The sequence below is a fragment of the Campylobacter sp. 2014D-0259 genome, from assembly GCF_008000505.1.
Taxonomy (GTDB): domain Bacteria; phylum Campylobacterota; class Campylobacteria; order Campylobacterales; family Campylobacteraceae; genus Campylobacter_D; species Campylobacter_D jejuni.
On sequence record NZ_VOAQ01000017.1, the window covers coordinates 23,019 to 42,235 of the forward strand.

Here is a 19,217-nt window from a genome sequence, read left to right on the forward strand (position 1 = left end):
GCGAAAAAATGAAAAAAATTATTTTTATGGGTACTCCATCTTATGCAACTTGTATTTTAAAAGCACTAGTAGAAAATGAAAATTTTAAACTCGTAGCACTTTTTACCCAGCCTGATAAAGCCGTAGGTAGAAAGCAAATTTTAACTCCAAGTGATACTAAGGCTTTTTTAAGTCAAAATTATCCTAGTATTCCTATTTTTACTCCAAGTTCTTTAAAAGATGAAAATATTATAAGAGAGATTAAGGATTTAAATCCTGATTTTATCGTGGTTGCTGCCTATGGAAAAATTTTACCTAAAGCCATTTTGGATTTAGCACCTTGTGTGAATTTGCACGCTTCTTTACTTCCAAAATACCGTGGTGCCAGTCCGATTCAAAGTGCGATTTTAAATAAAGATGAAAAAAGTGGAGTTTGCACCATGCTTATGGAAGAAGGGCTTGATACAGGTGCTGTACTTGAAAGCTTAGAGTGTGATATAAAAGATAAAAATTCAAGTGAAGTTTTTGAACTTTTAGCAAATTTGGCCGCTAAGCTCATCCTCTCTACTCTTTTAAATTTTGATAAAATTATCCCTAAAAAACAAGAGGAAAGTCTAGCAACGCTTTGTAGAAAAATCAAAAAAGAAGATGGGCTTATAAATTTGCAAAATGCAAGAGAACTTTATCAAAAATATCTAGCTTTTACCCCTTGGCCTGGAGTTTTCTTGGAAAATGGACTTAAATTCTTAGAGCTTGAACTTGTGGATGAATTAAAACAAAATGCTAGGATGGGTGAAATTTTAGAATTAGAAAAAGAAAGTTTTTTGCTTGCTTGCAAACAAGGAGTTTTGCGTATTAAAAAACTTCAAGAAAGTGGAAAAAAAGCTCTTGATGGTAGGACTTATTTAAATGGAAAAAGGCTTAAAAGTGAAGATAGTTTGTGTTGAAAGTATAGACTCAACTCATCTTTTTTTATGCGAGCAAATACGCAATGGAAAGATTGATGGAAATTTTGCTATTTATGCTTTAGAACAAACAAATGGAGTTGGAAGTAGGGAAAATTCTTGGCAAAGCTCTAAAGGAAATTTACATCTTTCTTTTTGTATTAAAGAAGAAGATTTGCCAAAAGATTTGCCTTTGGCTTCTGTAAGTATTTATTTTGCTTATTTACTTAAAGAACTTTTACAAGAAAAAGGTTCTAAAATTTGGCTTAAATGGCCTAATGATTTATATTTAGATGATAAAAAAGCTGGAGGGGTTATAAGTGCTAAAATTTCAAATTTTATCATAGGCGGTATGGGTTTAAATCTGAAATTTTCACCCCAAAATACAGCTTTATGTGATATAGAAATTTCGCTTAAAGATTTAGTGAGTGAGTTTTTGCAAAAAGTAGAAAAAAAAATTTTATGGAAGAATATTTTTAGCAAGTATATGTTAGAATTTGAAAAATCAAGAAAATTTAGCGTCCATCATGAAGGTAAAGTTTTTTCACTTGAAAATTCTTTTTTGTATGAAGATGGTTCAATTTTACTAGGTGATAAAAGGGTGTATAGTTTAAGATGAGCGAAATTATTACAATAGCAAATCAAAAAGGTGGAGTAGGAAAGACTACAACAGCAGTAAATTTAGCCGCTTCTTTAGCTGTGGCTGAAAAAAAAGTACTTTTGATTGATGTTGATCCGCAAGCTAATGCGACTACAGGACTTGGTTTTAATCGTAATAATTATGAGTATAATATTTACCATGTTTTTATAGGAAGAAAAAAGCTTTCAGATATTATTTTAAAAACAGAATTGCCACAACTTCATTTAGCTCCTTCAAATATAGGTCTTGTAGGTATAGAACAAGAGCTTGCTAAAGGTGAAAATAATGAGAAAAAAATGCTGCTTAAAAATCAAATTCAAGAAGTGATTGATGAATATGATTTTATTATTATTGATTCTCCGCCTGCTCTTGGAAGTATTACTATAAATGCTTTTGCAGCAAGTGATAGTGTAATTATCCCTATACAGTGTGAATTTTATGCGCTCGAGGGTGTAGCTATGGTTTTAAATACAATTAAAATTATCAAAAAAACTATTAATTCTAAACTCAGGGTTCGTGGATTTTTACCGACAATGTATAGCTCTCAAAATAATCTTTCTAAAGATGTTGTAGATGATTTGAAACAAAATTTTAAAAAACAACTTTTTACTATTAATGGAAACGAAGATGACTTTATTGTGATCCCTCGCAATGTAAAACTTGCAGAAAGTCCAAGTTTTGGAAAGCCTATAATTCTTTATGATATTAAATCGCCAGGTTCTGTTGCTTATCAAAATTTGGCGTATTCTATATTAGGATAATTATAATGGGGTTAAATAAAGATAGGGGTTTAAGTAGTTTAATCAGTGATATGGATACTGTTTATAGTAAAGAATTGGGTTTTGATAAAAATCAAAGCACTATGATAGAAATTGATCAAATTTCACCCAATCCATTTCAGCCAAGAAAGAATTTTGATCAAGAAGCTTTAGATGAACTTGCTAATTCTATCAAAGAATTTGGACTTATTCAGCCTATTATTGTATTTAAAAAAAATAATAAATTTATTTTAATTGCTGGGGAACGTCGCTTAAGAGCAGTGAAAGCATTAGGAAAAAAAGAAATTCTAGCTTTTATTGCTGATATTGATGAGAATAAGCTTAGAGAATTGGCTCTTATTGAAAATATACAAAGAGAGAATTTAAACCCTATTGAGCTTGCTAATTCTTATAAGGATTTAATGCAAGTTCATAAAATTACTCAAGAGAATTTAGCAGAACTTATTCATAAGTCTCGTACTCAAATAACAAATACTTTAAGACTTCTGAATTTAGATATTAGAACTCAAGAGTTGATTGCTTCTGGAAAAATTTCTCAGGGTCATGCTAAAGTTTTGGTTGGTTTAGATCAAAAAGATGAAAAAATGTTGGTTGATAGCATAATAGGTCAAAAACTTAATGTTAGAGATACTGAAAAAATAGTTAAAAAAATAAAAAATAATGAAAGCTTACCTAATCAAGAATTTGAAGATGAAATAAAAAAATTAAAACAAATACTAAATCGCTTTGGATTTGACTGCAAAAATAAAAATAATGATTTTGTAATTCATTTAGAAAATATTGATAAAATTAAAAAATTAATCAAAATGCTTGAAAAGCTTTAACCAAAATCTTAGCTTTTTTATGGTAAAATAGTCCTTCGAAAATTCTAACCAAGGAGAATTATGTTTGAAGATATGCATCCTTCCATAATGCTTGCTACTATGGCTATTTTTTTAGCTATGATAGTTATTTTAAATAGTATGCTGTATAAGCCGCTTTTAAAATTTATGGATGAAAGAAATGATTCTATAAAAAATGATGAGAATAAAGTAAAAGAAAATTCTCAAGAAGTTTTAGGTGTGAATGATGAATTAGAAGCTATTCATATTAACACTAGAGAAGAAATTCAAAAAATTAAACAAAGTGCTATAGCTGCTGCTAAAGAAGAGGCAGAGCAAATTCTTAGAAGCAAGAAAGAAGAATTAGAAAGAAAAATGGCCAGTTTTTATGCAGATTTAGCCGTTCAAAAAAAAGAGTTGCAAGAACATTTAAACATACATTTACCTGAGCTTAAGCAAGCTTTGCAAAATAACATAAAGAAAATTTAAGAGGAGAGAAATGAGTAAGTTATTCTTTATTATATTTTTGCTACCTTTATATGCTTTTGGTGCATCAAATGGTAGTGGAGAATATGATATTATTCCAAGGACTATTAATTTTCTAATTTTTGTGGCTATATTGTATTATTTTGTTGCAACTCCATTTAAAAATTTTTACAAAAACCGTATTGTAAAAATTTCTTCTAAACTTGATGAAATTCAAAAAAAACTTTTAGAAAGTAAAGCTAAGAAATTAGACACGATGAAAAAACTTGAAGAAGCTAAGGCAAGTGCTGCTGCCGCTTTAATTACAGCAAAAAAAGAAGCTGAAATTTTAGTTCAAAATATTAAGAAAGAGACTCAAGATGAGTTAGATTTACTTCAAAAACATTTTGAGGAACAAAAAGATTATGAATTTAGAAAAATGGAAAAAGAATTAGTATCAAATACTTTAAATGAAATTTTTTCTGATCCAAATATGACATTAAAACAGAGTGAAATAATAGAACTTATGATGAAGAAGGTATCTTAAATATGGAAAATATAATTGCAAGAAGATATGCAAAAGCGATAGCTTCAAGAGCTGATATAAATGATTTTTATCAGAATTTGTGTATTTTAAATTCTGCTTTTGTTTTGCCAAAATTTAAAAATATTATAGAATCTAATGAGATTAAAAAAGAAAGAAAAATGGAATTTCTTGATTCTTTTTTTGATATTAAAAATTCTAGTTTTCAAAATTTTTTAAGACTTTTGATTGAAAATTCAAGATTAGAATACATTCCTCAAATAGTTAAAGAACTTGAAAGACAAAAAGCTTTTAAAGAAAATATTTTTGTTGGTATTGTATATTCTAAAGAAAAATTAAGTCAAGAAAATCTTAAAGATCTTGAAGTCAAACTTAACAAAAAATTTGATGCAAATATTAAACTAAATAATAAAATCAGTCAAGATGATAGTGTTAAAATAGAATTAGAAGAATTAGGTTATGAACTTTCTTTTTCTATGAAAGCTCTTCAAAATAAGCTAAACGAATATATATTGAAAATTATCTAAGGAGAAAAAGTAAATGAAATTTAAAGCTGATGAGATCAGTTCAATAATCAAAGAAAGAATTGAAAATTTTGATTTAAATCTTGAAATTGAAGAAACAGGAAAGATTATTTCTGTAGCTGATGGTGTTGCTAAGGTATATGGACTTAAGAATATTATGGCTGGAGAAATGGTAGAATTTGAAAATGGTGATAAAGGAATGGCCTTAAACCTTGAAGAGTCGAGTGTAGGTATTGTTATACTTGGAAAAGGAGAAGGTTTAAAAGAAGGTGCTTCTGTAAAAAGACTTAAGAAATTACTTAAAGTTCCAGTAGGTGAGGCTTTGATTGGTCGTGTTGTAAATGCTTTAGGTGAGCCAATTGATGCTAAAGGTGTGATCAATGCTAATGAATATCGTTTTGTTGAAGAAAAAGCAAAAGGTATTATGGCGAGAAAAAGTGTTCATGAGCCTTTACATACAGGAATTAAAGCTATTGATGCGCTTGTGCCAATTGGTCGTGGTCAAAGAGAGCTTATCATAGGTGATAGACAAACAGGTAAAACTACTGTTGCTGTTGATACTATTATATCTCAAAGAGGTCAAGGAGTTATCTGTATATATGTTGCAATTGGTCAAAAGCAAAGTACAGTGGTACAAGTGGTTAAAAGACTAGAAGAACATGGTGCTATGGAATATACTATTGTTGTAAATGCTGGTGCTTCAGATCCTGCGGCTTTACAGTACTTAGCTCCATATACTGGTGTAACCATGGGTGAATTTTTTAGAGACAACGCAAAACATGCTTTAATTGTTTATGATGATTTGAGCAAGCATGCTGTAGCTTATCGCGAAATGTCTTTGATTTTACGTCGTCCTCCAGGTCGTGAAGCTTATCCAGGCGATGTTTTTTACCTTCATTCAAGATTGCTTGAAAGAGCAAGCAAGCTAAATGATGAATTAGGTGCTGGTTCTTTGACGGCATTGCCGATAATTGAAACACAAGCAGGAGATGTTTCTGCTTATATTCCAACTAATGTTATTTCAATTACAGATGGACAAATTTTCTTAGAAACTGATTTATTTAACTCAGGAATTCGTCCTGCAATTAATGTTGGTTTATCAGTATCTCGTGTAGGTGGGGCTGCTCAAATTAAAGCTACAAAACAAGTTTCAGGCACATTAAGACTTGACCTTGCTCAATATAGAGAGCTTCAAGCTTTTGCACAATTTGCTAGTGATTTAGATGAGGCAAGTAGAAAACAACTTGAACGTGGACAAAGAATGGTTGAACTCTTAAAACAACCACCTTATTCTCCGCTTAGCGTTGAAAAACAAGTAGTTTTAATTTTTGCAGGAACCAAAGGTTTCTTAGATGATATTGCTGTTTCTAGAATTAAGGAATTTGAAGATGGAATTTATCCTTTTATTGAGGCAAAACATCCAGATATTTTTGAGCAAATTCGCTCTAAAAAAGCTTTAGATTCTGATTTGGAAGAAAAACTAGCTAAAGCCATTAATGAGTTTAAAGCAAATCATTTATAAGGTCTTTTATGTCTAATTTAAAAGAAATTAAAAGAAAAATTAAAAGTGTTCATAACACTCAAAAGACTACAAATGCTATGAAGCTAGTTTCTACTGCTAAGTTAAAAAAAGCAGAAGAAGCAGCTAAAAGATCAAAAATTTATGCACAAAAAATCGATGAAATTTTGAGTGAAATTTCATTTCAGATCAATAAAATTGTTCACAATGAAGATGATGTGCGTTTATCTTTGTTTCATAAAAAAGAACAAATTAAAACTGTAGATTTAATATTTATCACTGCAGATAAAGGCTTATGCGGTGGTTTTAATATTAAGACTTTAAAAGCAGTAAGTGAAATGCTAAAAGAATATGAAGCAAAAAATATTAATATTCGTCTTAGAGCTATAGGTAAAACTGGGATTGAATATTTTAATTTTCAAAAAATAGAATTGTTAGAGAAATATTTCCATCTTAGTTCTAGTCCTGACTATGAGAAAGCATGTGAAGTAATTCATGCTGCTGTAGATGATTTTTTAAATGGAAATACAGATGAAGTGATTTTAGTTCATAATGGTTATAAAAATATGATTACCCAAGAACTTAAAATTAATCATCTTATTCCAGTTGAACCAAAGAGTATTGAACAGACTCATAATTCTCTTTTAGAGCTTGAACCAGAAGGAACTGAGCTTTTAGAAGATTTAATGAAAACATATTTCGAGTATAATATGTATTATGCATTAATCGATTCTTTGGCGGCAGAGCATAGTGCAAGAATGCAAGCTATGGATAATGCAACTAATAACGCAAAGGCAAGAGTGAAACAACTAAATTTAGCTTATAATAAAGCAAGACAAGAATCCATTACTACTGAGCTTATAGAAATTATCAGTGGTGTTGAATCAATGAAATAGTAAATTTTAAGGAGAAGATAAATAATGCAAGGATTTATTTCACAGGTATTAGGTCCGGTTGTTGATGTAGATTTTAACGACTATTTACCTCAAATTAATGAAGCAATTGTTGTAAATTTTGAAAGCGAAGGAAAAAAACATAAACTTGTTTTAGAAGTAGCAGCTCATTTAGGAGATAATAGAGTTAGAACTATTGCTATGGATATGACAGATGGTTTGGTAAGGGGCTTAAAAGCTGAGGCTTTAGGTGCTCCTATTAGTGTTCCTGTTGGTGAGAAAGTTTTAGGAAGAATTTTCAATGTTACTGGAGATTTGATCGATGAAGGTGAAGAAATTTCTTTTGATAAAAAATGGGCAATTCATAGAGATCCGCCAGCTTTTGAAGATCAAAGCACAAAAAGTGAGATTTTTGAAACAGGGATTAAAGTTGTGGATTTACTTGCTCCTTATGCAAAAGGTGGTAAAGTAGGTCTTTTTGGTGGTGCAGGTGTTGGTAAAACTGTTATTATTATGGAGCTTATTCACAATGTTGCATTTAAGCATAGTGGCTATTCTGTATTTGCAGGTGTGGGTGAGAGAACTCGTGAAGGAAATGACCTTTATAATGAAATGAAAGAAAGCAATGTTTTAGACAAAGTTGCTCTATGTTATGGACAAATGAATGAACCACCAGGGGCAAGAAATCGTATTGCTTTAACAGGTTTAACAATGGCTGAGTATTTTAGAGATGAAATGGGTCTTGATGTGCTTATGTTTATTGATAATATCTTTAGATTTTCACAATCAGGTTCTGAAATGTCAGCACTTTTAGGAAGAATTCCATCAGCTGTGGGTTATCAACCAACCTTAGCAAGTGAAATGGGTAAATTCCAAGAAAGAATTACTTCAACTAAAAAAGGCTCAATCACTTCAGTTCAAGCTGTTTACGTTCCAGCTGATGACTTAACCGACCCAGCTCCAGCAACTGTTTTTGCTCACTTAGATGCTACAACGGTTTTAAATAGAGCTATTGCTGAAAAGGGTATTTATCCTGCAGTTGACCCACTTGACTCAACTTCAAGAATGCTTGACCCAAATATCATTGGAGAAGAACATTATAAAGTTGCTCGTGGTGTTCAATCAGTGCTTCAAAAATACAAAGATTTACAAGATATCATCGCCATTTTAGGTATGGATGAGCTTAGCGAAGAGGATAAACTTGTAGTTGAAAGAGCAAGAAAGATTGAAAAATTCTTATCACAACCATTTTTCGTTGCAGAAGTTTTCACAGGTAGCCCAGGAAAATATATAAGCCTTGAAGATACAATAGCAGGATTTAAGGGAATTTTAGAAGGTAAATATGATCATTTACCAGAAAATGCTTTCTATATGGTTGGAAATATAGATGAAGCTATTGCAAAAGCGGATAAATTAAAAGGTTAATTTATGAACGATTTGATTAATTTCGAGATAGTTACGCCTTTGGGTGTAATCTATCAAGGAGAAGTAAAATCTGTTACTTTACCAGGTAGCGAGGGAGAATTTGGCGTACTTAAAGGACACGCTACTTTGGTTTCTTCTTTAAAATCTGGAGTAATTGATATTGAAAAAGCTGATTTAAATCATGAATTAATTGCTATTGATGCTGGACATGCAAAGGTAGATGAAGATAAGATTTGCGTGTTAGCAAAGGGTGCGGTTTGGGTTTGTGGAAGTGATGAAAGTGAGATTGAAAAAAATCTTGCTCAAGCAAAAGATTTGATTAAATCTATGAGTTCTGATAATGCAGCTTTAGCAGCAACTTTTTCAAAACTTGATAATGCAAGGATGCATTAATGAATTTTGAAGCTATATTTCATTTTTTCAATAGTTCAAGTATTATTACTTATATAGTTTTATTATGGCTTTCTTTATATTTTATTTTAGCATTTAGTATTTTGTTTGCTAGATTGACTTATTTGGCTACATGGAGAAATAAAGAAAAAGAAAGTTTAGAAACTTTGCTCTTGGGTGAGAAGGATTTAAGTCGTACTGATTCGATTTTAAGAAAATGCAATGATACAACTTCAAATCATTTAGAAATCTATAAAAATTTAGCAAGTCGCCGCGCTTCTGCTGGACTTACTTGGCTTAGTATTATTGCTTCAACTTCACCTTTTATAGGTCTTTTTGGGACAGTTATTTCTATACTTGAAACTTTTGGTGGGCTTGGAACTCAAAATTCTTTAAGTATCATAGCTCCTAAAATCAGTGAGGCTTTAGTTGCTACAGGTTGTGGTATTTTAGTAGCAATTCCTGCTTATACATTTCATCTCATCATTAAAAGAAAAGCTTTCGAACTTTTAAGCATTATTGATAGCGAGATTAAAGTTATAAGTTCGAGTAAATAAGGTTAAAAATGCCATTTGATGATGAAAAACCTGAGCTTAATATCACACCTTTAGTAGATATTATGCTTGTATTGCTTGCGATTTTAATGGTAACAGCTCCAAGCATTACTTATGAAGAAAAAATTAATCTTCCACAAGGTAGTCAAAAAAATACTAGCGCTCCAACTGTTAAGAGTTTAATTATTAGTATTAATGCAAAAAAAGAAATTTTTTTAAATCAAGAAAAATACGATTTTATAAGTTTTGCTGACAATCTTGCTCAAAGAAAAGCACAATTTAATACCGAAGATCCGGTTTTTATACGCGCTGATAAAAGCTTAAAATATGACGATGTTATTTCAGTCTTAAGAAGTGTAAAAAATTTAGGATTTAATAAAGTTGCTTTACAGACTGAATAATCATGAAAAATTATGGTTTGAGTAATTTAAATTCGTTTTTACTTGCTTTAGCAATATATATTAGTATAGTAATTCTTGTTTTTTTTAGACTTGTAAGCGAGGTTGAACCTGCTATACAATATACTGATATAAAAGATAGTTTTGTAGATATTGAACTTGCTGAACCATCAAAACAAGTTATTACTCAGAGCAACACTCCTAAAGAAATACAAAAACCAACAGAGCAAATTGATATAGAAAAGCTTTTTGCTCAGACTACAAATAAAACAGTTAAAACCGAAGATATTGACCAAAAGGCAAGTAATTTTAATGAGCTTTTTGGAAATATCAAAGAAATACAAGAAGAAAAGACTACAAAAATTCAATCAAGTGCTAAATCAGGAGCTTCTAGTGCCCCAAAACCTCAAGCTTCCGAACTTGTAAAACAACTTAATGATAGTTTACTTCAAGAAGAAAGTTCAACGCAAGGCGAAAGCACAAAGGCGCAAAAGATTGGAATTTATGATGAATTTTTAGGGAAAGTTGTGCGTATTATCACTCAAAGATGGACTCAGTATTATCCAAATAGTGAAAAAATTTCTGTTAAGGTAAAAATTTTTATTGATGAAAATGGAAAATTTGGCTATACTTCAGTTGAAAAAAGTGGGAATCCTTTATATGATGCTAAAGTGGCTGAATTTTTAGAAAGTCAAAAAGGTAAATTTATTACTTATCCTCCGCAAAATAAAAATATAAGCATTACCATGAATTTAAGAGATGAAGCAAAAGTTAAAAATGATTAGGAGAAAAAAATGAAAAAAATTGTAGCAATTTTTTTAGTCTTTTTAGGAAGTCTTTGGGCAGAAGATCCAGTGATTGATGTTGTTAATTCTGGTGTAGTTTTACCAAAGATTATTGTTAAAGATAATTCAAATTTAAGTGATGAGAATTTAAAGAAAAGCTTTTATAATATCATTGTGAACGATTTGAAAGTAAGTTCAAATTTTGAAGTTGTTGCTAATGCAACTGAGACAAGTAATTATACTTTTGAATACGCTTTAAATAAAAATGGTAACACTTTGAGTTTAAATGTAAAAATAAAAGCTGGCGGTTCTGATAAGTCAGAGCAAACTTATACTTTAAATGGTTTAGAGCAATATCCATTTTTGGCACATAAAAGCGTCAAAGCTTCTGTAAATGCGTTAGGACTTGCACCTGTTGATTGGATGGATCATAAAATTTTGATCGCGAGAAATTCTAGCTCTAAAAAAAGTCAAATTATTATGGCTGATTATACTTTAACTTATCAAAAAGTTATTGTTGATGGTGGGCTTAATTTATTTCCAAAATGGGGAAATAAAGAACAAACTCTATTTTATTATACAGCTTATGATCATGATAAGCCAACTTTATACCGTTATGATTTAAATACCAATAAAGCTAGTAAAATTTTATCAAGTGGCGGTATGGTTGTAGCAAGTGATGTGAGTGTAGATGGAAGTAAACTACTTGTTACCATGGCTCCAAAAGATCAGCCTGATGTTTATTTATATGACTTAAATACCAAAAATCTAACACAATTAACTAATTATTCTGGTATTGATGTTAATGGAAATTTTATTGGCTCAGATGATAGTAAAGTGGTATTTGTAAGCGATCGTTTGGGATATCCTAATATTTTTATGCAAGATTTAAATAGTAATAGTGCTGAACAAGTTGTTTTTCATGGTAGAAACAATTCGGCTGTTTCGACTTATAAAGATTTTTTGGTTTATTCAAGTCGTGAACCAAATCAAGCAGGTGTTTTTAATATTTATTTGATGTCAATTAATAGTGATTATATTCGTCAACTTACAGCAAATGGAAAAAATTTATTTCCAAGATTTTCTAGTGATGGTGGAAGTATAGTATTTATCAAATATTTAGGTGCGCAAAGTGCTTTAGGTGTTATTCGTGTAAATGCAAATAAGACTTTTTATTTTCCTCTTAGGGTTGGAAAAATTCAATCAATTGATTGGTAAAAATTTCAATTTTAGGTTAAAATTAATTAAAAATTAGATATAATAGTAAGAATTTATTAACTTTGAAAGGTCATAAATGAAAAAAATTCTTTTTACTTCAATTGCAGCTCTTGCAGTTGTTATTAGTGGTTGTAGCACAAAAAGCACTAGCGTAAGCGGTGATAGTAGTGTTGATTCAAATCGTGGTTCAGGTGGAAGTGATGGTTGGGATATTGATTCAAAAATTTCTCAACTTAATGATACTTTAAATAAAGTATATTTTGATTTTGATAAATTCAACATTCGTCCTGATATGCAAAATGTTGTAAGCACGAATGCTAATATCTTTAACACTGAAGTAAGCGGTGTAAGTATTACTGTTGAAGGAAACTGCGATGAGTGGGGAACTGATGAATATAACCAAGCTCTAGGTTTAAAAAGAGCAAAAGCTGTAAAAGAAGCTTTAATCGCTAAAGGTGTAAATGCTGATAGAATTGCTGTTAAAAGCTATGGAGAAACAAATCCTGTGTGCACTGAAAAAACTAAAGCTTGCGATGCGCAAAACAGACGTGCTGAATTTAAATTATCAAGATAATTAATGAAAAAAATATTCACAGTAGCTCTTCTTGGAGCTACTTTACTTTATGCAGAAAGCTCAGCTTTTGGTGCAGGAGATATAACAAGCAATTCTTCTTATGGTTTAACTTCAAATGAAAAATTATTTAAAGAAAAGTTAGATAATTTAAATAATGAAAATATACAAACAAATGCTAGAATTAATGAAATTAACGAAAGAATCGAGGGTTTACAAAGTACTTTAGAAGGTATAAATTCTCAATATGCTAAATCAAATTCTAGATTAAGTCAAGTTGAAGAGAATAATCAAAATATTGAAAATAATTTTACTAGTGAAATTCAAAAATTAAAAGCTTATGTTGAAGAAAGTAGAAAAATTCAAGAAGCTAATAATAAGCAAGTAAAAAAAGTTTTAGCCGAACTTAGTTCTTTAGTAGATGCTATTAATGCAAATTATGTTTCTAAAAACGAATTAAATGATGCAAATTTAAGCGTTAAAACTATTACACCTAGTGTTGTTGTTTCAACTACAGATTCAAATAGTACCATTGAAAACAATAATACTCAAAATACCCAAGATGATAAAGCAAAACAAATTGATGAATCTTGGAAAAAGAAAAAAAATAATGAAATTTTAGAATTAGCGATAAAAGATGTTGATAAAAATGCTTTTGAAGATTCCAAAGCAAAATTAAATTTTCTCATAACAAAGCAGTATAAACCTGCAAGAGCAAATTTTTGGTTAGGGGAGATCGAGTATAAACAAAAAAATTATAACAATGCTATTGTTTATTATAAAAAAAGTTCTTCTTTGAGTACAAAAGGGGATTATTTCCCAAAACTTTTATATCATACTGCCATTTCATTGGATAAAACAGGTGATACAAAAACAGCAAATGGTTTTTATAAAGCTTTAAAAACTAATTATCCAAATTCACCCGAAGCAAAAGCTTCACCTAATAGAAAATAAATTAAGGAGATAAAATGGCTATAGAAAAAAATAGTGTAGTTTCAATGTTTTATGAGTTAAAAGACGCAAATACAAATGAAGTTTTAGAATCAAATTTATACTCTCAACCTATTTCTTTTATTTTAGGCAAAGGTCAGATTTTAGAAAGCTTAGAAGAAGAAGTGATGAAGCTTGATTGCCCTAGTAATGCTGATGTGGTAATTAAAAAAGAAAAAGGTTTAGGCGAATACGATGAAAATGCCGTTCAAACTTTACCAAAAGAGCAATTTGCAGGTATTGATTTAAAGGTAGGTATGGAGCTTTTTGGCGAAGGTGAAAATGGCGAAACTGTTCGTGTAACTGTAAAAGAAATTAGTGAAAATGATGTGACAATTGATTATAATCACCCTTATGCGGGTCGTGATTTACTTTTTTCTTTAAATATCGTAGATGCTAGAGCTGCAAGTGAAGATGAAATTCTTACAGGTATTATTGCAGGAAGTCATAGTTGTGGTTGTGGAAGCGGACATGGACACGATCATCATCACGGACACGGTGGCGGCGGTTGCTGTGGTGGCGGCGGTTGCGGTTGTCATTAATGAAGACTGCGTTCATATTTCCAGGTCAAGGCTCACAAAGTCTTGGCATGGGAAAAGATTTTTATGAAAACTCTATAAAAGCCAAAGAACTCCTTCAAAACGCAAGTGATTTTTGTAAGATTGATTTTAAACATTTGCTTTTTGAAGAAAACGAAAAACTCAATCAAAGTGAATTTACTCAACCCGCCATCGTTTTAAATTCCTTAATGGCTTATAGTGTTTTACTTGAAAAAAAACCTGATTTAAGTTCGAAATTTGCTTTAGGGCATTCTTTGGGAGAATTTTCAGCCTTAGCTGTCAATGGTGCTTTTGATTTTTTAGAGGCTCTTTCTTTGGTCAATAAAAGAGGGCTTTTTATGCAAGAAGATTGTGTAAAAGTTGAAGCGGGTATGATGGTTGTTTTAGGGCTTGATGATGAAAAGGTTGAAGAGCTTTGTCAAAAAGCACAAAAAGAAAACAAGCAAATTTTCGCTGCAAATTATAACTGCGATGGACAAATCGTTGTAGCAGGTTTAAAACCTGATTTAGCAAGTTATGAAAGTGTATTTAAAGAAGCAGGAGCTAAAAGAGCTATGCTTTTAAATATGAGCGTGGCAAGTCATTGTCCTCTTTTGGAAAATGCTTCAGCTAAGCTTTGTGTGGAGCTTGAAAAGGTGTTAAAACCAAATTTTAAAGCCGTAATTTCTAATGCAAATGCCAAAATTTATACAAGCAAAGAAGAAGCCCTTGAACTTTTAAAAGCACAACTTATCTCTCCTGTGCTTTATAAACAAAGCATTAAGGCATGTGAAAATGAAGTAGATTATTTCATAGAATTTGGTGCAAGCGTGCTTAAGGGTTTGAATAAAAAAATCACTTCAAAAGAAACTTATGCTTTAACAAATATGAATGATATTGATGAATTTTTAAAGGTTATATGATGAAAATAGCAATTTTAGGAGCCATGAGTGAAGAAATCACTCCTTTGCTTGAAACACTTAAAGATTATACAAAAATAGAACACGCTAATAATACTTATTATTTTGCAAAGTATAAAAATCATGAACTTGTTTTAGCGTATTCTAAAATCGGAAAGGTAAATTCTACTCTTAGTGCTAGTGTGATGATAGAAAAATTTGGCGCACAAGCTTTGCTTTTTACAGGAGTTGCGGGTGCTTTTAATCCTGAACTTGAAATTGGCGATTTGCTTTACGCAACAAAATTAGCTCAATACGATCTTGATATTACCGCTTTTGGACATCCTTTAGGTTTTGTTCCAGGTAATGAAATTTTTATCAAAACCGATGAGAAATTAAACAATCTTGCTTTAGAAGTTGCTAAGGAATTAAATATCAAACTGCGTGCAGGTATTATTGCAACGGGTGATGAGTTTATTTGTGATGAAGCAAAAAAAGCAAAAATTAGAGAAATTTTCAATGCGGATGCTTGTGAAATGGAAGGCGCAAGCGTGGCTTTGGTTTGTGATGCTTTAAAGGTGCCTTGTTTTATCTTAAGAGCTATGAGTGATAAAGCAGGGGAAAAGGCTGAATTTGATTTTGATGAGTTTGTGATCAATTCAGCTAAAATTTCAGCCAATTTTGTGCTTAAAATGTGCGAGAAATTATGATAAATCTTAGCAAAAAACTCATACGCCAAGTTGCACAAGCTAATGCTAAATTTGGACTTATTAAAGATGGAGATAGGGTTCTTTTAGGGCTTAGCGGCGGGAAAGATTCTTTGGCTTTAGCCCATCTTTTAAATCGTATGCAAGCTCATGCTCCTTTTAAATTTGAACTTGAAGCGGTAACTTTGAGTTATGGCATGGGCGAGGATTATTCTCATCTTCATGCACATTGTGAAGAACACGGCATTAAACATAGCGTGCTTGATTCAAATATTTATGAAGTTTCAGGTGATACCATAAGAGAAAATTCAAGTTTTTGTAGTTATTTTTCGAGAATGCGTCGTGGAGCTTTATATACTTACGCTCTTGAAAAAGGTTTTAACAAGCTTGCTATAGCCCATCATTTAGATGATGCAGCAGAAAGCTTTTTTATGAATTTTATTCATAATGGAGCTTTAAGAACCTTAGCGCCTATTTATCAAAGCAAACGCGGTGTAATTGTGATACGCCCTTTGATTTTTGTGCGAGAAAGACAGCTTAGGGATAATGCTACGCAAAATGAACTTAGCGTGATAGGAAATGAATTTTGTCCTGGTATGAAACTCAGCGAAAAAAATGTAAAATTCCCCCACGCTAGAGAAGAAGCTAAACAGCTTTTAGCAAATTTAGAAAAAGATCATCCTAAGCTTTTTACAAGTTTAAAAACCGCTTTTGCCAATTTACACACGGAGAGTTTTTGGCTTCAAAAGGCATAAAAGCATGAAAAAAGCTTTTGTTTTAGTGGATTATCAAAATGATTTTATTGATGGAAGTTTAGGTTTTGATAAGGCTTTAAAAATCAAAGAAAATATTCTTAAAGCCTTAAATCAAATCGATTTTAATAACACGCATTTGCTTTTAACCTATGATACGCATGATGAGCATTATCTACAAAGTAAAGAAGGTTTAAATTTACCTGTAAAACATTGTATTAAAGAGAGTTTGGGTTGGCAAATGCCAAAGGAATTTGAACCTTTTTTACAAAAAGCTCATAAAATTTTTTATAAAAATACTTTTGGTAGCTTAGAACTAGCTAATTTCATACAAAAAAGCGATTATGAAGAACTTCATTTTGCAGGGCTTGTTTCTCATATTTGTGTGTTTTGTAATATCATTTTAGCTTTTGGTGCTAAGCCTAATGCAAGGATAATTTTACACCAAAATTTAAGTGCAAGTTTTGATGAAAATTTAGAAAAATCCGCTTTTGATATACTTAGGGCTTATGGTATTGAAATTGTTTAATGCAAGGCTTTATACTTCATACTCAAAAAGTTAAAGATGAGGATTTGATCGTTTATATTTTAAGTCCTAAAATGCTTATTAAGGCTTATCGTTTTTATGGACTTAGACATTCTAGTATTTTAAGTGGCTATAAAATCGACTTTGCTTTAGAAGAAAATCCTAGTTTTTTACCAAGACTTAAAGATGTATTGCATTTGGGATTTTTATGGATTATGCAAAGGGATAAAATGCTTATTTGGCAAGAATTTATCCGTCTTTTATATAGACACTTAAAAGATGTGGAAGAGCTTGATAGTTTTTATTTTGATTTACTTGATGAGTGTGTGAAAAGGTTTGAAAAACAAAATCCAAAGCGTGTTATTGTTGATGCTTATTTAAAAATTTTGGAATTTGAAGGAAGATTGCATAAAGATTTTTTTTGTTTCGCCTGTGATGAGAAAATTCAAAATCCCATTACATTACTAAGGGCTTTTTTACCTTCGCATTCTCAATGTGCTTTAGGATTTGAGTTTGAAGAGAAAAAACTAAAACAATTTTATAGCAGTAAAAATTGTGCGATTTTTGATGATGAAGAAATAGAAAATTTATATCATTTGATTAAGGAAGGTTTATGATATTAAGTGATGAAAAATGTGATTTTTTAGAATCTATAGCAAGTTTTTTAAGTCCTAAAGATGTGGAGCTTGTCTTTGTGGATAGTAAAGAAATGCAAGAAATTAACTTAGAGCAAAGAAAACAAGATAAAACCACTGATGTGCTTTCTTTTCCGCTTGAAAATATCGATGAGAGTTTGCCTTTGGGTTCTGTTGTGATCAATGTGGATTTGGCAAAAGAGAAGGCTAAAGAGTTAGGGCATAGCTATGAAGAAGAAATAAGCTTGCTTTTTATCCACGCTATGCTTCATTTACTAGGTTTTGATCATGAAAATGATAATGGAGAAATGAGAGAAAAAGAGAAAGAACTTATAGAGTGTTTTAATTTGCCTAAAAGTTTGATTGTAAGGACTTTGGAAATTAAGTAAGATTTTTTTCAAGAGCTAGAAGACTTGCGCTTTATATTTTAAATATATGAGTAAAAATATTAAAAAAAATCATTTTTGCCGATTTATCTTAATAAATTTCATTTACAAGGAAGGCAAAAATGATTAATGGTATAAATTCTTATTCAAACTACAATTACACAAATACTTTTAGTAATACTACTTCAAATACAAAATCATCTAATGCCATAGCAAATAATAACCTTGTAAGTGATAAATCACAAGCGGTAGATAAAATTTTAGGCTATGGCGTAGATAAAGAGGGCTTTTTTACAAGTGATTTTAACGAAGCAGCAGGTTTGCCAAAAGATTATAAGATTTATGCAGATGGTTTAAATAATTTTGTAAATAACTTTATTAAAAGACAACCTTTTTACTCTCAAATAGACATTGCTAAAACAATAGGAAATGCTTATAACTCTTTTTCTTCTTTTGTTAAAGATAAGGGATTAGGAGAAAGCTTTCAAGAACAGGATTTAAAAAATCTATCCCAAAAAGATGGGGTAAATTATTGGCAAGAATTACAAAGCGATAATGCTTTCATTTGGAAGCTTACTGATGAAAATATAGCAGATTTGGGTTCTAATAAATATCAAATACATGATAACAAAATATCTAAAGGTGGTGCTTTAATTGCGTTTTTTATAAATAATCTTAGCACAATTAAAGGACAAACAACCTTACTGGGTAAATTAGCTGGACTTAATAGCGATACGGACAACAATGAAATAAAAGAATTTTTGTCCTTTATGAATAAAAATCCTTTAAAATATTCCTACGAGCAAGATGGCTGGGGCAATCCTATGGGAGATAGTTTATCAATATGGAATTATATAAATAGAGCTAAAAATTTAGGAGATGATAAACTAATAAAAACTATTAAGAATTTAGGAGATGAATACAATAAGCTTATTAATTCTAATATGAGCCTAGAAGAATTTAAAACCAAATATCTTGATTTTAAACAAAGACACGATGAGTTTGTAAAATCACTAGAAGAAGCAGAAAAGGCAAAAGGTGTAGATTATAGCAATCCTTTAAAAAATACAAATAACAAAGAAACTTCAGAAGAAGGCAAAGAAAAGCCTTTTAAACCTATACAAGCAGAAAGTAAAAACAAAGAAACTTACAAAGATGATAATACAAGAAGCGAACTTGTAAAAAAATTATTAAAAGATAAATTTAGCACTAGTAAAGAATTAGAACTTCTTTTTGGTATGAAATTTAGTGATGATGATGCAGGAGAATTTAATAAAATCCTTTCTTTAAATTCTACACCAAAAAGTATAGATATTAAGGCTTAAGGTTTTTTA

25 protein-coding genes are annotated in these 19,217 nt (G+C 30.6%); all 25 read left to right on the forward strand.

Going from position 1 to position 19,217, the window contains the following annotated elements; translation table 11 throughout:
* Positions 1 to 8: 8 nt before the first annotated feature.
* Positions 9 to 926 (forward strand): methionyl-tRNA formyltransferase, encoded by a 918-nt coding sequence (gene fmt / locus SR63_RS04320; RefSeq protein ID WP_002866723.1) that lies wholly within the window; start codon positions 9 to 11, stop codon positions 924 to 926.
* Complete coding sequence (locus SR63_RS04325; protein ID WP_002854541.1) at positions 889 to 1,542, forward strand: biotin--[acetyl-CoA-carboxylase] ligase; 654 nt, start codon at positions 889 to 891, stop codon at positions 1,540 to 1,542. The genes fmt and SR63_RS04325 overlap by 38 nt, the downstream gene beginning before the upstream one ends.
* A complete protein-coding gene (locus SR63_RS04330; RefSeq protein WP_002851697.1) occupies positions 1,539 to 2,324 on the forward strand; it encodes a ParA family protein in 786 nt (261 codons plus the stop codon). The genes SR63_RS04325 and SR63_RS04330 overlap by 4 nt, the downstream gene beginning before the upstream one ends.
* A gap of 5 nt (positions 2,325 to 2,329) precedes the next feature.
* Entirely contained in the window at positions 2,330 to 3,166 is an 837-nt protein-coding gene (locus SR63_RS04335) for a ParB/RepB/Spo0J family partition protein (protein WP_002851919.1), read from the forward strand.
* A gap of 60 nt (positions 3,167 to 3,226) precedes the next feature.
* Positions 3,227 to 3,652 (forward strand): FoF1 ATP synthase subunit B', encoded by a 426-nt coding sequence (locus SR63_RS04340; protein WP_002857723.1) that lies wholly within the window; start codon positions 3,227 to 3,229, stop codon positions 3,650 to 3,652.
* 10 nt (positions 3,653 to 3,662) lie between these two features.
* The gene (locus SR63_RS04345) at positions 3,663 to 4,175 is read left to right on the forward strand and encodes a F0F1 ATP synthase subunit B (protein WP_002851681.1); all 513 of its coding nucleotides are present in this window, start codon (positions 3,663 to 3,665) and stop codon (positions 4,173 to 4,175) included.
* Between the two features lie 2 nt (positions 4,176 to 4,177).
* Positions 4,178 to 4,699 carry a F0F1 ATP synthase subunit delta gene (locus SR63_RS04350; RefSeq protein WP_002866726.1) on the forward strand — a complete coding sequence of 174 codons (522 nt, stop codon included), beginning with the start codon at positions 4,178 to 4,180 and terminating at the stop codon, positions 4,697 to 4,699.
* 13 nt (positions 4,700 to 4,712) lie between these two features.
* The gene (atpA, locus tag SR63_RS04355; RefSeq protein ID WP_147498372.1) at positions 4,713 to 6,218 is read left to right on the forward strand and encodes a F0F1 ATP synthase subunit alpha; all 1,506 of its coding nucleotides are present in this window, start codon (positions 4,713 to 4,715) and stop codon (positions 6,216 to 6,218) included.
* A gap of 8 nt (positions 6,219 to 6,226) precedes the next feature.
* The gene (gene atpG / locus SR63_RS04360; RefSeq protein ID WP_002866727.1) at positions 6,227 to 7,111 is read left to right on the forward strand and encodes an ATP synthase F1 subunit gamma; all 885 of its coding nucleotides are present in this window, start codon (positions 6,227 to 6,229) and stop codon (positions 7,109 to 7,111) included.
* Positions 7,112 to 7,135: 24 nt separating this feature from the next.
* Positions 7,136 to 8,533 carry a F0F1 ATP synthase subunit beta gene (gene atpD, locus SR63_RS04365; RefSeq protein ID WP_002852005.1) on the forward strand — a complete coding sequence of 466 codons (1,398 nt, stop codon included), beginning with the start codon at positions 7,136 to 7,138 and terminating at the stop codon, positions 8,531 to 8,533.
* 3 nt (positions 8,534 to 8,536) lie between these two features.
* Entirely contained in the window at positions 8,537 to 8,926 is a 390-nt protein-coding gene (gene atpC, locus SR63_RS04370) for an ATP synthase F1 subunit epsilon (RefSeq protein WP_002866728.1), read from the forward strand.
* Positions 8,926 to 9,480: a MotA/TolQ/ExbB proton channel family protein gene (locus SR63_RS04375; RefSeq protein WP_002854361.1), complete on the forward strand. Its 555-nt coding sequence runs from the start codon at positions 8,926 to 8,928 to the stop codon at positions 9,478 to 9,480. Before atpC ends, SR63_RS04375 begins: the two co-directional genes overlap by 1 nt.
* A gap of 8 nt (positions 9,481 to 9,488) precedes the next feature.
* Positions 9,489 to 9,878 carry an ExbD/TolR family protein gene (locus SR63_RS04380; RefSeq protein ID WP_002866730.1) on the forward strand — a complete coding sequence of 130 codons (390 nt, stop codon included), beginning with the start codon at positions 9,489 to 9,491 and terminating at the stop codon, positions 9,876 to 9,878.
* A 2-nt stretch (positions 9,879 to 9,880) separates the two neighbouring features.
* Positions 9,881 to 10,660 carry a TonB C-terminal domain-containing protein gene (locus SR63_RS04385; RefSeq protein ID WP_002876984.1) on the forward strand — a complete coding sequence of 260 codons (780 nt, stop codon included), beginning with the start codon at positions 9,881 to 9,883 and terminating at the stop codon, positions 10,658 to 10,660.
* A 9-nt stretch (positions 10,661 to 10,669) separates the two neighbouring features.
* Complete coding sequence (gene tolB / locus SR63_RS04390; protein ID WP_002860943.1) at positions 10,670 to 11,878, forward strand: Tol-Pal system protein TolB; 1,209 nt, start codon at positions 10,670 to 10,672, stop codon at positions 11,876 to 11,878.
* Between the two features lie 76 nt (positions 11,879 to 11,954).
* Entirely contained in the window at positions 11,955 to 12,452 is a 498-nt protein-coding gene (pal, locus tag SR63_RS04395; RefSeq protein WP_002851617.1) for a peptidoglycan-associated lipoprotein Pal, read from the forward strand.
* Positions 12,453 to 12,455: 3 nt separating this feature from the next.
* Positions 12,456 to 13,403 (forward strand): tetratricopeptide repeat protein, encoded by a 948-nt coding sequence (locus tag SR63_RS04400; RefSeq protein WP_002851738.1) that lies wholly within the window; start codon positions 12,456 to 12,458, stop codon positions 13,401 to 13,403.
* A 14-nt stretch (positions 13,404 to 13,417) separates the two neighbouring features.
* Positions 13,418 to 13,981, forward strand: coding sequence for a peptidylprolyl isomerase (locus SR63_RS04405; RefSeq protein WP_002871106.1), 564 nt, complete (start codon positions 13,418 to 13,420; stop codon positions 13,979 to 13,981).
* A 47-nt stretch (positions 13,982 to 14,028) separates the two neighbouring features.
* The gene (locus SR63_RS04410) at positions 14,029 to 14,901 is read left to right on the forward strand and encodes an ACP S-malonyltransferase (protein ID WP_230099754.1); all 873 of its coding nucleotides are present in this window, start codon (positions 14,029 to 14,031) and stop codon (positions 14,899 to 14,901) included.
* Positions 14,898 to 15,587: an aminodeoxyfutalosine nucleosidase gene (gene pfs / locus SR63_RS04415; RefSeq protein WP_002859787.1), complete on the forward strand. Its 690-nt coding sequence runs from the start codon at positions 14,898 to 14,900 to the stop codon at positions 15,585 to 15,587. The genes SR63_RS04410 and pfs overlap by 4 nt, the downstream gene beginning before the upstream one ends.
* Positions 15,584 to 16,339 (forward strand): tRNA 2-thiocytidine(32) synthetase TtcA, encoded by a 756-nt coding sequence (locus tag SR63_RS04420; RefSeq protein WP_002860947.1) that lies wholly within the window; start codon positions 15,584 to 15,586, stop codon positions 16,337 to 16,339. Before pfs ends, SR63_RS04420 begins: the two co-directional genes overlap by 4 nt.
* 4 nt (positions 16,340 to 16,343) lie before the next feature.
* Positions 16,344 to 16,865, forward strand: a complete 522-nt coding sequence (locus SR63_RS04425; protein ID WP_002785057.1) for an isochorismatase family cysteine hydrolase — start codon at positions 16,344 to 16,346, stop codon at positions 16,863 to 16,865.
* Positions 16,865 to 17,479, forward strand: coding sequence for a recombination protein RecO (recO, locus tag SR63_RS04430; protein WP_002876980.1), 615 nt, complete (start codon positions 16,865 to 16,867; stop codon positions 17,477 to 17,479). Before SR63_RS04425 ends, recO begins: the two co-directional genes overlap by 1 nt.
* Positions 17,476 to 17,886 carry an rRNA maturation RNase YbeY gene (gene ybeY, locus SR63_RS04435; RefSeq protein WP_002876979.1) on the forward strand — a complete coding sequence of 137 codons (411 nt, stop codon included), beginning with the start codon at positions 17,476 to 17,478 and terminating at the stop codon, positions 17,884 to 17,886. The genes recO and ybeY overlap by 4 nt, the downstream gene beginning before the upstream one ends.
* Positions 17,887 to 18,005: 119 nt before the next feature.
* Positions 18,006 to 19,208, forward strand: a complete 1,203-nt coding sequence (locus tag SR63_RS04440; RefSeq protein ID WP_022552196.1) for a Cj0814 family flagellar-dependent secreted protein — start codon at positions 18,006 to 18,008, stop codon at positions 19,206 to 19,208.
* The last annotated feature ends 9 nt before the right edge of the window (positions 19,209 to 19,217 follow it).

Coding starts and splice junctions, on each gene's coding strand:
- fmt (WP_002866723.1), top strand. CDS start 9: ATGAAAAAAATTATTTTTATGGGTACTCCATCTTATGCAACTTGTATT.
- SR63_RS04325 (WP_002854541.1), top strand. CDS start 889: ATGGAAAAAGGCTTAAAAGTGAAGATAGTTTGTGTTGAAAGTATAGAC.
- SR63_RS04330 (WP_002851697.1), top strand. CDS start 1,539: ATGAGCGAAATTATTACAATAGCAAATCAAAAAGGTGGAGTAGGAAAG.
- SR63_RS04335 (WP_002851919.1), top strand. CDS start 2,330: ATGGGGTTAAATAAAGATAGGGGTTTAAGTAGTTTAATCAGTGATATG.
- SR63_RS04340 (WP_002857723.1), top strand. CDS start 3,227: ATGTTTGAAGATATGCATCCTTCCATAATGCTTGCTACTATGGCTATT.
- SR63_RS04345 (WP_002851681.1), top strand. CDS start 3,663: ATGAGTAAGTTATTCTTTATTATATTTTTGCTACCTTTATATGCTTTT.
- SR63_RS04350 (WP_002866726.1), top strand. CDS start 4,178: ATGGAAAATATAATTGCAAGAAGATATGCAAAAGCGATAGCTTCAAGA.
- atpA (WP_147498372.1), top strand. CDS start 4,713: ATGAAATTTAAAGCTGATGAGATCAGTTCAATAATCAAAGAAAGAATT.
- atpG (WP_002866727.1), top strand. CDS start 6,227: ATGTCTAATTTAAAAGAAATTAAAAGAAAAATTAAAAGTGTTCATAAC.
- atpD (WP_002852005.1), top strand. CDS start 7,136: ATGCAAGGATTTATTTCACAGGTATTAGGTCCGGTTGTTGATGTAGAT.
- atpC (WP_002866728.1), top strand. CDS start 8,537: ATGAACGATTTGATTAATTTCGAGATAGTTACGCCTTTGGGTGTAATC.
- SR63_RS04375 (WP_002854361.1), top strand. CDS start 8,926: ATGAATTTTGAAGCTATATTTCATTTTTTCAATAGTTCAAGTATTATT.
- SR63_RS04380 (WP_002866730.1), top strand. CDS start 9,489: ATGCCATTTGATGATGAAAAACCTGAGCTTAATATCACACCTTTAGTA.
- SR63_RS04385 (WP_002876984.1), top strand. CDS start 9,881: ATGAAAAATTATGGTTTGAGTAATTTAAATTCGTTTTTACTTGCTTTA.
- tolB (WP_002860943.1), top strand. CDS start 10,670: ATGAAAAAAATTGTAGCAATTTTTTTAGTCTTTTTAGGAAGTCTTTGG.
- pal (WP_002851617.1), top strand. CDS start 11,955: ATGAAAAAAATTCTTTTTACTTCAATTGCAGCTCTTGCAGTTGTTATT.
- SR63_RS04400 (WP_002851738.1), top strand. CDS start 12,456: ATGAAAAAAATATTCACAGTAGCTCTTCTTGGAGCTACTTTACTTTAT.
- SR63_RS04405 (WP_002871106.1), top strand. CDS start 13,418: ATGGCTATAGAAAAAAATAGTGTAGTTTCAATGTTTTATGAGTTAAAA.
- SR63_RS04410 (WP_230099754.1), top strand. CDS start 14,029: ATGGGAAAAGATTTTTATGAAAACTCTATAAAAGCCAAAGAACTCCTT.
- pfs (WP_002859787.1), top strand. CDS start 14,898: ATGATGAAAATAGCAATTTTAGGAGCCATGAGTGAAGAAATCACTCCT.
- SR63_RS04420 (WP_002860947.1), top strand. CDS start 15,584: ATGATAAATCTTAGCAAAAAACTCATACGCCAAGTTGCACAAGCTAAT.
- SR63_RS04425 (WP_002785057.1), top strand. CDS start 16,344: ATGAAAAAAGCTTTTGTTTTAGTGGATTATCAAAATGATTTTATTGAT.
- recO (WP_002876980.1), top strand. CDS start 16,865: ATGCAAGGCTTTATACTTCATACTCAAAAAGTTAAAGATGAGGATTTG.
- ybeY (WP_002876979.1), top strand. CDS start 17,476: ATGATATTAAGTGATGAAAAATGTGATTTTTTAGAATCTATAGCAAGT.
- SR63_RS04440 (WP_022552196.1), top strand. CDS start 18,006: ATGATTAATGGTATAAATTCTTATTCAAACTACAATTACACAAATACT.